Annotated in this window: 11 protein-coding genes; 9 read left to right on the top strand and 2 right to left on the bottom strand. The window is 71.7% G+C overall.

Going from position 1 to position 9,585, the window contains the following annotated elements; all coding sequences use genetic code 11:
- Positions 1–606, bottom strand: a 606-nt coding sequence (locus tag VFZ20_RS23295; RefSeq protein ID WP_329686357.1) for an FtsX-like permease family protein, incomplete at its 3' end; no start/stop codon positions are given.
- A gap of 162 nt (positions 607–768) precedes the next feature.
- Between VFZ20_RS23295 and VFZ20_RS23290 the strand changes: the two genes are divergently transcribed.
- The 8 genes from VFZ20_RS23290 (at position 769) to VFZ20_RS23255 (ending at position 8,221) form a co-directional block, all read left to right on the top strand.
- Entirely contained in the window at positions 769–1,173 is a 405-nt protein-coding gene (locus VFZ20_RS23290) for a cupin domain-containing protein (RefSeq protein WP_329686356.1), read from the top strand.
- 173 nt (positions 1,174–1,346) lie between these two features.
- Positions 1,347–1,982, top strand: coding sequence for a TetR/AcrR family transcriptional regulator (locus VFZ20_RS23285; RefSeq protein ID WP_329686355.1), 636 nt, complete (start codon positions 1,347–1,349; stop codon positions 1,980–1,982).
- Positions 1,983–1,993: 11 nt separating this feature from the next.
- Positions 1,994–3,277: a TolC family protein gene (locus tag VFZ20_RS23280; RefSeq protein ID WP_329686354.1), complete on the top strand. Its 1,284-nt coding sequence runs from the start codon at positions 1,994–1,996 to the stop codon at positions 3,275–3,277.
- A complete protein-coding gene (locus VFZ20_RS23275) occupies positions 3,274–4,197 on the top strand; it encodes an HlyD family secretion protein (protein ID WP_329686353.1) in 924 nt (307 codons plus the stop codon). The genes VFZ20_RS23280 and VFZ20_RS23275 overlap by 4 nt, the downstream gene beginning before the upstream one ends.
- Entirely contained in the window at positions 4,194–5,189 is a 996-nt protein-coding gene (locus VFZ20_RS23270) for an ABC transporter ATP-binding protein (protein WP_329686352.1), read from the top strand. Before VFZ20_RS23275 ends, VFZ20_RS23270 begins: the two co-directional genes overlap by 4 nt.
- Positions 5,186–5,959, top strand: a complete 774-nt coding sequence (locus tag VFZ20_RS23265; RefSeq protein ID WP_329686351.1) for an ABC transporter ATP-binding protein — start codon at positions 5,186–5,188, stop codon at positions 5,957–5,959. Before VFZ20_RS23270 ends, VFZ20_RS23265 begins: the two co-directional genes overlap by 4 nt.
- Positions 5,956–7,071 (top strand): ABC transporter permease, encoded by a 1,116-nt coding sequence (locus VFZ20_RS23260; RefSeq protein WP_329686350.1) that lies wholly within the window; start codon positions 5,956–5,958, stop codon positions 7,069–7,071. Before VFZ20_RS23265 ends, VFZ20_RS23260 begins: the two co-directional genes overlap by 4 nt.
- Positions 7,072–7,075: 4 nt before the next feature.
- Positions 7,076–8,221, top strand: coding sequence for an ABC transporter permease (locus tag VFZ20_RS23255; protein ID WP_329686349.1), 1,146 nt, complete (start codon positions 7,076–7,078; stop codon positions 8,219–8,221).
- Between the two features lie 449 nt (positions 8,222–8,670).
- Here the strand turns inward: VFZ20_RS23255 and VFZ20_RS23250 are convergent, their stop codons facing one another.
- Positions 8,671–8,898 (bottom strand): hypothetical protein, encoded by a 228-nt coding sequence (locus VFZ20_RS23250; protein WP_329686348.1) that lies wholly within the window; start codon positions 8,896–8,898, stop codon positions 8,671–8,673.
- 528 nt (positions 8,899–9,426) lie between these two features.
- Here VFZ20_RS23250 and VFZ20_RS23245 point away from each other — a divergent pair.
- Positions 9,427–9,585 (top strand): GTP-binding protein (locus VFZ20_RS23245; protein WP_329686358.1); only part of this gene is annotated, 159 nt, incomplete at its 3' end.

Below are 9,585 nucleotides of genomic sequence, written 5' to 3'. Positions count from 1 at the left end.
GGTCAGCGCGCCGTACAGGTTGCGGCGCGCGGCGGCGATCGCGGGGAGCGCGGCCGCCGCGAGGACGAGCAGCGTCAGCGCGCCGGCCGCCGCGGCGGCGCCCGTTGCGGGATGCGCGTCTGCAAAGAGATCCGCGCCGTCCGGCCACGCGCCGCGCGCCAGCGCCCCGCCCCACGCGCCCAGCAGCACGCCCGCGCCTCCGCCGGCGAGCCCCAGCAGGGCGCCCCGCATCAGCGCGCGGCGGCCCAGCTCGCCCGGGGTGGCGCCCAGCACGGCGCGCAGGGCCGTCTCGTGCCGCCGGGCGGACGCGCGCGCCAGCAGCAGCGTCGCCAGGTTGATCGCCGCGCCGGCAAGGAGCAGGAGCGCCACGGCCAGCGCGATGGCCACGAGCGCGTCGATGGCATCTGCCTGGAGGGCTTCCGGCGCGCGCACGGCGTCCGTCCACCCGCCGGGGCGGGCGAACGCGGGCCGCGGCGCGACGCGCGCGTGGCCGAACCAGCCGCGCGCCAGGGCCAGCACGGGCCCGCCCAGGGCCGCCCCCAGCGTGAGCGTGGCGGCCAGTCCAAGCGTGTAGGCGGAGACGCGTGGGGCGGGGGAGCGCGGCATGCGGTGCGGACGCGGGAGGAAGCGGACTGGGGCGAACGTTGGGTTGGATGCCGCCCGGGCCCGGAAGGATGGGTTTGACGGCGGCGCGTCGGCGGCACAAGTTGGCCCGCTCGCGACGGTGACATTGGCGGGGACCACGGGAACGAGGCAAGGAGGACGGCGGTGCGCAGCTACCTGGACGGCGGGCTCACGGTGGAAGTGCTGGGTGGGGATGCCGCGGCGGGCCTGTTTCGCGCGGCGGACGCGCGGGGCGGGGTGGCGTGGCTGGCCCGCGGCGAGGCGTACGCGTACCTGCACGCCGTGGAGTTCAGCGCGCCCGGTGACCGGCGTGGATTTCACGTCCACGCCGGTCACCGCGAGCGGCTGTACGTCTTTTCCGGCACCCTGCGCCTGCTGGCGGAAGCCGGTGGCGAGAGGGTGGACCTCGTGCTCGAGGCGGGGAGCATCGTCACCTTCGCGCCGGGCGTGGCGCACGGGTTCATCGCCGAATCGCCCGTCTTTGCCGTCTCGGTCGGCAACGGGACGGACCCCATCCACGACTCTACGCCCCGGCCGGACCTGGGCTGAACGACCTCACCTGCATTTTCACGCAGAGGGAGCAGAGGCAGCAGAGTACTGTAGCGGCAGGCGGTACTCTGCTTCTTCGCATCTGCCCCGATCTGCGGTTGGACGACGCGGAGAAAAGACTTGCGCTGATTTAATCAATCGATTAATTAATCTGAAGGAGAGGAGAACGAGCCATGGCAAAGGTGCCTGAGATCAAGGCCGAGACGGCGGCGGCCATCCTGGACGCGGCGGAGCAGCTCTTCGCGGGGCAGGGATTCGCCGCGACCACCATCAAGCAGATCGGCGCGGCGGCGGGGGTGAACTCCGCCCTGATCTACTACTACTTCGGCAGCAAGGAGGAGCTGTACCGCCAGCTGCTCCGCGGCCTGTTCAGCGCCATCGCCGCGCGGGGCACGGAGCGGCTGGCGGCCGCGTCGTCGCCGCAGACGGCCGTGCGCGCGCTGCTGGCCACGCAGAGCGAGGTGCTGCGCGAGCACCCCAGCCTCATCCGCCTCATGGCGCGCGAGATGGCGGACCACGGCGCCGCGCACGCGCAGGAAGGCATCGCACAGCTGGCCGCCACGGCGTTCGCGGGGCTGCTGGCGTTCATCGAGGAGGGCCAGCGCGCGGGCGTGTTCCGCGCCGACATGGACGCGCGCTTCGCCGCCATCAGCACCATCTCGCTCATCCCCTACTTCCACATCTTCAAGCCCGCCGTGGGCCTGCTGCTGGCCACGGGCGGCGAGCCCACGCCGGAGCAGATGGAAGCCTACGCCCTCCACGCGGCGGAGTTCGCCCTGGCGGGGCTGGCGGTGAAGGGAGGCGCGTGATGAGGACGGTGATGGCGATCGGCGTCGTGGCGGCGCTGGCGTGCGCGCCCCGCGCGGGGTGGGCGCAGGCGGACACGCTGCACCTGGGCGCGCTGCAGGACGCGGCCGTCCGGTGCGATCCCCGCGCGGCGCAGGCGCTCATGCAGGCGCGGGCCACGGAGCTTCGGCTCCAGAACCTGGACGCGGAGCGGCTTCCCCAGCTCATGCTGCGCGGCGAGGCGACCACGCAGTCCGAGGTGGCGTCCATCCCCATCGCGCTCCCCGGCGGCGCGGAGCCTCCGCGGCCGCCCAGGAGCCGCATCGAGACGGCGCTCGAGGGGCAGTACACCCTGTGGGACGGCGGCGTCCTGGCGCGGCGCCGCGAGCTGGAGCGCGCGCGGCTCGCGGCCATCCAGGCGCAGCTCGCCGCCCAGCTGTACCCGCTGCGGATGGAGGTGACGGAGTCGTTCTTCGCCGCCTTCCTGCTGCAGGAGCGGGTGGCGGAGGTCGGCACGCTGATGGAGGACCTGGAGGCGCGGCTCACCGTCGTCCGCGCGCAGGTCCGCGCGGGCGCCGCCCTTCCCGGCGACACGGCCGCCCTTCGCGCCGAGCTGCTGGGTGCCGCGCAGCAGCGGGCGGAGCTGGCGGCGGACCGGCGCGCCGCCCTGGCCGTCCTCTCGCAGCTGACGGAGACGACGGTGGACGAGACGGACGTGCTCGCGTTGCCCTCCCTCGACGCTCCGTTGGGGACGGACGCGGCGCCGGGCGCGCACCCGCAGTACGCCGTCTTCGCGGCGGAGCGCGCGCGGCTGGAGCGCGAGGACGCGCTGGCCCGCGCGCGCACGCAGCCGCAGGTGGCCGCGTTCGGCCAGCTGGCGTACGGGCGGCCGGGGCTGGCCCAGTTCCGCGAGGACCTGCACGAGTACTGGATCGGCGGGGTGCGCGTGCAGTGGCGGCCATGGGACTGGGGCACGGCGGGCCGCGAGCGCCAGGTGCTGCAGGTGCAGCGGCAGGTCGTGGACAGCGAGGAAGCCGCCTTCACGGCCCGCCTTCGCCGCGACGTGCAGGACGACCTGCAGGCCGCCGGCCGGCTGCGCGACGCGCTGGCCACGGACGACCGCATCGTCGCGCTGCGCGAGCAGGTGGAGCGGCAGGCGCGCGTGCAGCTGGAGGAGCGCGCCATCACCTCCGCCGTCTACGTGGACGCGCGCACGGACCTCCAGGAGGCCCGCCTGACCCGGCAGCGCCATCGCGCGGAATTGGCACGGGCCCAGGCGCGCTACCTCACCACGCTGGGCATCAAGATTGGACGATGAACATCAATCGATCGATATCCGCCGTCTCGCTCGTCCTCCTTCCGCTCCTTTTGGCCGGATGCCGCAAAGACGAGCCGGACGCGTACGGCAACTTCGAGGCGGACGAGGTGGTCGTCAGCGCCGAGGGCAGCGGGCAGCTGCTGCGGTTTGCCGCGCGGCAGGGCGAGCCCCTGGCGGCCGGCGCCGTCGTGGCGCTCATCGACACGACGGCGCTGGCCCTGCGGACGGCGGAGCTGGCGTCGCAGGAGGCCGCCACCGTCACCCGGACGCGCGAGGCCCAGGCGCAGATCGGCGTGCTGGAAGCGCAGCTGGCCACGGCCCGCGAGGAGCACGCGCGCACCCTGCGCCTGTTTCGCGCGGAAGCCGCCACGGCGCAGCAGCTGAACCTTGCGGAGGGCGAGGTGCGCGTGCTGGAGGAGCGCATCCGCGCCGCCCGCGCCGTGACGGAGGCCGCGCGGCAGGAGGTGGGCGGCGTGCAGGCGCGGGCGGCGCAGGTGCAGGAGCAGATCCGCCAGAGCCAGGTGGTGAACCCCGTCGCGGGCACCGTGCTGGCCACGTACTCCGAGCAGGGCGAGTTCGTGCAGCCCGGCCAGCCGCTGTACAAGATCGCGGACCTGGGCACGCTTACCCTGCGCGCCTACGTCAGCGGGGCGCAGCTGGCCGCCGTGCGCGTGGGGCAGCGCGTCACCGTGCAGGTGGACGCGGGGGAGGACGCGCGCCGCGGCTTTCCGGGCACCGTCACGTGGATCTCGCCCGAGGCGGAGTTCACGCCCACGCCCATCCAGACGCGCGACGAGCGGACGGAACAGGTCTACGCCGTGGAGATCCGCGTGGCCAATCCCCAGGGCATGCTCAAGATCGGGATGCCGGCGGAGGTCGTCCTCGCCGCGGAGGCGCCCGCCCGGCGCGCGGGACGATGAGCGCCGCGCCGCGTGCCGGATCGACCGAAACCGCGGAGTCGGGCGGATCGGGCGGGGCCGCCGTCTCCGTGCGCGGGCTGGCGAAGCGATTCGGGCGGACGGAGGCGCTGGCGGGCATCACGCTCGACGTGGCGCCGGGGGAGCTGTTCGGCTTCATCGGGCCGGACGGGGCGGGGAAGACCACGCTCTTCCGCATCCTGACGACGCTGCTCGTGCCGGAGGAGGGCGAGGCGCGGGTGCTGGGGCTGGATGTGGTCCGCGACCTGTGGACGCTGCGGTCCCGCGTGGGCTACATGCCCGGCCGCTTTTCGCTCTACCCGGACCTGAGCGTGGCGGAGAACCTGCGCTTTTTCGCCTCCGTCTTCGGCACGACGACGGAGACCCATTATCACCTCTACGCCCCCATCTACCGGCAGATCGAGCCGTTCGCGGACCGGCGCGCCGGCGCGCTTTCCGGCGGGATGAAGCAGAAGCTGGCCCTGAGCTGCGCCCTGGTCCATCGGCCCGACATCCTCTTCCTGGACGAGCCGACGACGGGCGTGGACGCCGTCTCGCGCCGCGAGTTCTGGGACCTGCTGGGGGAGCTGCGCGCGGGCGGGCTCACCATCGTCGTCTCCACGCCGTACATGGACGAGGCCGTGCGCTGCGACCGCGTGGCGCTCATCCAGGGCGGCCGCATCCTGGACATCGACGCGCCGGGCGAGATCGGCGCGCGCTACCCTCTGCCGCTGCTGTCGGTGCGTGCCCGTGAGCGATACCGCCTGCTCCAGGCGCTGCGCCGCTTTCCCCACGCGCGCTCCGTCTACCCCTTCGGCGACGAGCTGCACTACACGGACGCGCGGGCGGATGCCGATCCCGCCGCCGTCGCGGGCGACGTGGCCGGCTGGCTGCGCGGCGAGGGCTTCGTGGACGCGGACGCCCGGCCCATCCGCGCGGGGATCGAGGACAGCTTCATGGCGCTGATGGGCGCACCGGAAGGCGGGGCGCCATGAGCGCGGTGGCGGAGCGGGGGACGGCCGTGGAGGCGCGCGACCTCACGCGGCGCTTCGGCGCGTTCACGGCCGTGGACGCCATCACCTTTGCTGTGGCGGAGGGCGAGGTGTTCGGCTTTCTGGGCGCCAACGGGGCGGGAAAGACGACGGCCATGCGCATGCTGACGGGACTGCTGGCGCCCACGTCCGGCGAGGCGCGCGTGGCCGGCTACGACGTCTACACGCAGGCGGAGCAGATCAAGCGCAGCATCGGCTACATGAGCCAGCGCTTCAGCCTGTACGAGGACCTGACGGTGCGCGAGAACATCCGCCTGTACGGTGGCATCTACGGCCTGTCGGACGGCGAGATTGCCGAGCGCGCGGACGGCCTGCTGACGCGGCTTGGGTTGCAGTCGGCCGCGAAGGACCTGGTGGGCTCGCTGCCGCTGGGGTGGAAGCAGAAGCTGGCGTTCAGCGTGGCCATGATCCACCGGCCGCGCGTCGTGTTCCTGGACGAGCCCACGGGCGGCGTGGATCCCATCACCCGGCGCCAGTTCTGGGAGATGATCTACGAGGCGGCCGCGGGGGGGACGACCGTCTTCGTCACCACGCACTACATGGACGAGGCGGAGTACTGCGACCGCGTCTCCATCATGGTCAGCGGCCGCATCGGCGCGCTGGGGGCGCCGGACGCGCTCAAGGCCGAGTTCGGCGCGGCGACGATGGACGAGGTGTTCGTCCGCCTGGCGCGCCCCGTGGCGGAGACGGCGGGCGCGGGAGGGGGCGGATGAACGCGCTGCGGGGGTTCATCGTCAAGGAGTTCCAGCACATCCTGCGCGACCGGCAGACGCTGGTGATCCTGCTGCTGCTTCCCCTGGCGCAGGTGATCCTCTTCGGCTTCGCGCTGCGGACGGACGTGCGCGGCGTGCGGGTGGCGTTCGTGGACCCCGCGCCCGACGCGGCCACGCTGGCCCTGCGCAACCGCTTCGCCGGCACGGACCTGTTCCGGATCGTGGAGGTGCTGCCGTCCACGGCCGCCGTGCCGCGCGCCTTTCAGCGCGGCCGCGTGGACCAGGCCATCGTGCTGGCGCCGGGCTTCGCGCGGGCGCTGGCCCGCGGCGAGGGGGCGCGAGTGATGGTCATCACCGACGCGACGGATCCCAACACGGGCGCCACCATGCAGGCGTACGCCACGGCCGTCGTGCAGGCGTACGAGCGCGAGCTGCGGTCCCAAAACGGGCGGCAGGGCGGCGGGGTGATGATCGAGCCGGCCGTGCGGATGCGCTTCAACCCCACGCTGGAGAGCGTGAACCTCTTCATCCCCGGCCTCATCGCGCTCGTGCTGACGGTGGTGAGCGCGCTGATGTCGGCCATCTCGCTGTCGCGCGAAAAGGAGCGGGGCACGCTGGAGATCCTGCTCGTCTCGCCCCTCAAGGCGTGGCAGATCATCGTGGGCAAGGTGCTGCCGTACCTGGTGCTGGGCTTCGCGAACGTGCTGACGGTGCTGGGCGCGGCGTCCTTTGTCTTCCGCGTGCCGTTCCGGGGGAGCGTGCTCCTGCTGCTCGCGGAGTCGCTGCTGTTCATCGTCACCTCGCTCACGCTGGGCGTGCTGATCGCGGCCGTCACGAGCTCGCAGCGCACGGCCATGATGGGTGCCCTCGTGGGGCTGATGATGCCCACGACGGTGCTCTCGGGGATGATCTTTCCCGTCTCCAGCATGCCCGGCTGGCTGCAGCCGCTGACGAACGTGGTGCCGGGCAAGTGGTTCATCCTCATCTGCCGCGGCATCATGCTCAAGGGCGTGGGGCTGGGGCACCTGTGGGAGGAGACGCTGGTGCTGGTGGGGATGACGCTGGTCCTGGGGATCGCGGCCATCCGCAAGTTCAACGTGCGCCTGGGGTAGAACGATGCGAACCCTGCGCTTCCTCCTCCGCAAGGAGTTCCTGCAGATCCGCCGTGACCGCGCCATGCTGCGGCTGCTGATCGTGATGCCGGCCATCCAGCTGCTCATCCTGTCCAGCGCGGCCACGTTCGAGGTGCGCGGCACGCGGATGTACCTGGTGGACGAGGACCACACGACGGTCTCGCGCGGCCTGGTGCAGCGGATGGTGGCCAGCGGCCGGTTCGAGCTGGCCGGCGCGTCGCCCAGCGCGGCCCTGGCGGACGACCGGCTGCTGGACCGGGACGTGAGCACCATCCTGCACGTGCCGGCCGGCTTCGAGCGGGACCTCGTCCGCACGGGGCACGGCACGGTGCAGCTCGTCTTCAACGCGGAGGACGGGGCGGCGGCCGGCGTGCTGCGCTCGTACGCGTCGCGCATCCTGGCCGCGTACGGCGCGGAGCTGGGACGCGAGCTGCGTCCCACCTTCCGCACGGTGGGCGACGCGGACGCGCCGGCGCCGGGCGTGCCGCGCATCGACGTGCGCACGCGCGGCTGGTACAACGCCGAGCTGGACTACACGCACTACATGGTGCCCGGCATCCTGGTCGTCCTGGTGACGATGATCGCCACGGCCATCGGCAGCATGAACATCGTGCGGGAAAAGGAGATCGGGACGCTGGAGCAGATGAACGTCACGCCGGTGACGCGGGCGCAGTTCATCGCCAGCAAGCTGCTCCCGTTCTGGCTCATCGCCCTGGCAGACTTGGCGGTGGGGCTGCTGCTGGCGCGCTTCGTCTTTCACGTGCCCATGCGGGGCAGCCTGCTGCTGGTCTTTTTCGCGGCCACCATCTACCTGGCCGCGGCGCTGGGGATCGGGCTGTGGGTGAGCACGGTGGCCGAGACGCAGCAGCAGGCCATGTTCCTGAGCTTTGCCATCAACATGGTCTACCTGCTGATGAGCGGGCTGTTCACCCCCATCCACAGCATGCCGGGCTGGGCGCAGTGGATCGCGGAGCTCAGCCCGGTAAAGCACTTCATCGTGATCATGCGTTCCGTGCTGGTGCGCGGCGCGGACCTGTCCGACATCCGCGTGCCCCTGGGGGTGCTGACGGTGTACGGCGCCGTCGTGCTGACCTTGGCCGTCCGTCAGTACTCCAAGACGACGGCGTGAGGGTGGGGACAGAAAGACGGCGGCGCAGGGAAGGGAACGACGCGGGAGAGGCGAAGCCCGCGTGGGCGCCCCCTCCGGGCTCGCGGAGCTCGCCCACCTCCCCCAAAACTGCTGGGGGAGGTTGGAAGCGCTTGGGTTCTGCCACACGACGGCCGGTCGCGGACCGGAGGAATCAGCAGGGAGACGGCGTCCCTTGGTAGAGGGGCTGCTTTCGGCGAGGGGACGGGATCCGCGTTTTCTTGAAGAGGCAGGATGATGACATCGGGCGAGGAAATCCGCCGGTGCGCATCATCCACCCGATCGCGATCGGGAAAAGGACGCATTCACGGGCAGGTGGAGTCCCGGACAGGACCCTGCGGCTCCTTGCTGGTCACGTGCGGGAGCGGATGAAAACGGTGCGCGGCCCCGGATGGGACCGCGCGCCGTCGATTTGTCGCGGCCGATGCGCGTCAGGCGCAGACCGGGCAGAAATCGTCCCGCGTGCTGGCGACGGGGCCAAATCCTTCGCAGTCCGCGGTCGGGGGCAGGATGCCGCAGGTGTACGGACACGACGGCGCGCACGTCTCGCCGTTCACGGTTTCGCCGTTGGCCATCACGGTGCCGCGCGAGCCGGCCGTGTCGGCGGTCTCGAAGGTGTCCACGCGCAGGTCTTCGATCTTCAGGGCAAGCTTCTTCATGGGGATCGGGATCGTGGGAGGGAACTGTCTGCCCGGCTCCGGATTGTCGGATACCGAGTGCCGATCGGCGAGATGATCAACGTATGCCGGGCTGAGGGAGTGACAGCAATGGCGGGAGATGCGCGGAGATTAACCGGATTTTCACGGAGGGACACCGGAAGGGGGCGCGGCGGAGGCGTTTTGGAGCGGATGGAACCCGGGGTGTATCAATGCCGCGGACGAACCGCTCGCGAATGAGAGACGAGCCGGGGAAGGGACGTGCGCGCCAGGGGTTGACGTTGTAAACCCCTTTCGATATGTTCCGTGTCTTGCTTTCCGCCGGGAGAAGTGTACCTGTCGCGTCCGAGCCGTTGGCGGGCGCGATCGTACCCCGGAGAGGAGAGGGGCACCACGGCGGGCCTGGCACGCACAAAGGCGGGCGGGGGCTCGCGGTTCGGCGTTCGGGCTGTTGTGCCCGGACCGGGGAGGACGGCCGGTCAGGCGGCTCCCATCTGCGTCAACCATCCGGATTGGACCGACAAAAAGAACATGGCCAAGGCTAAGTTCGAGCGCAACAAGCCGCACGTGAACGTGGGCACCATCGGCCACGTGGACCACGGCAAGACCACGCTGACGGCCGCGATCACGCGGATCCAGGCGGCGAAGGGTCTGGCGGACTTCACGAGCTTCGACAACATCGACAAGGCT

The sequence above is a fragment of the Longimicrobium sp. genome, assembly GCF_036280135.1.
In the GTDB taxonomy this organism is placed as follows: domain Bacteria; phylum Gemmatimonadota; class Gemmatimonadetes; order Longimicrobiales; family Longimicrobiaceae; genus Longimicrobium.
Note: the sequence above shows the minus strand (reverse complement) of the source record. Positions and strands in the feature narration are given on the sequence as shown.

What these genes read in the sequence shown, in the direction of transcription:
- VFZ20_RS23270 (WP_329686352.1), top strand. Translation starts at nt 4,194, where the DNA reads ATGAGCGCCGCGCCGCGTGCCGGATCGACCGAAACCGCGGAGTCGGGC.
- VFZ20_RS23265 (WP_329686351.1), top strand. Translation starts at nt 5,186, where the DNA reads ATGAGCGCGGTGGCGGAGCGGGGGACGGCCGTGGAGGCGCGCGACCTC.
- VFZ20_RS23285 (WP_329686355.1), top strand. Translation starts at nt 1,347, where the DNA reads ATGGCAAAGGTGCCTGAGATCAAGGCCGAGACGGCGGCGGCCATCCTG.
- VFZ20_RS23260 (WP_329686350.1), top strand. Translation starts at nt 5,956, where the DNA reads ATGAACGCGCTGCGGGGGTTCATCGTCAAGGAGTTCCAGCACATCCTG.
- VFZ20_RS23275 (WP_329686353.1), top strand. Translation starts at nt 3,274, where the DNA reads ATGAACATCAATCGATCGATATCCGCCGTCTCGCTCGTCCTCCTTCCG.
- VFZ20_RS23280 (WP_329686354.1), top strand. Translation starts at nt 1,994, where the DNA reads ATGGCGATCGGCGTCGTGGCGGCGCTGGCGTGCGCGCCCCGCGCGGGG.
- VFZ20_RS23255 (WP_329686349.1), top strand. Translation starts at nt 7,076, where the DNA reads ATGCGAACCCTGCGCTTCCTCCTCCGCAAGGAGTTCCTGCAGATCCGC.
- VFZ20_RS23250 (WP_329686348.1), bottom strand. Translation starts at nt 8,898, where the DNA reads ATGAAGAAGCTTGCCCTGAAGATCGAAGACCTGCGCGTGGACACCTTC.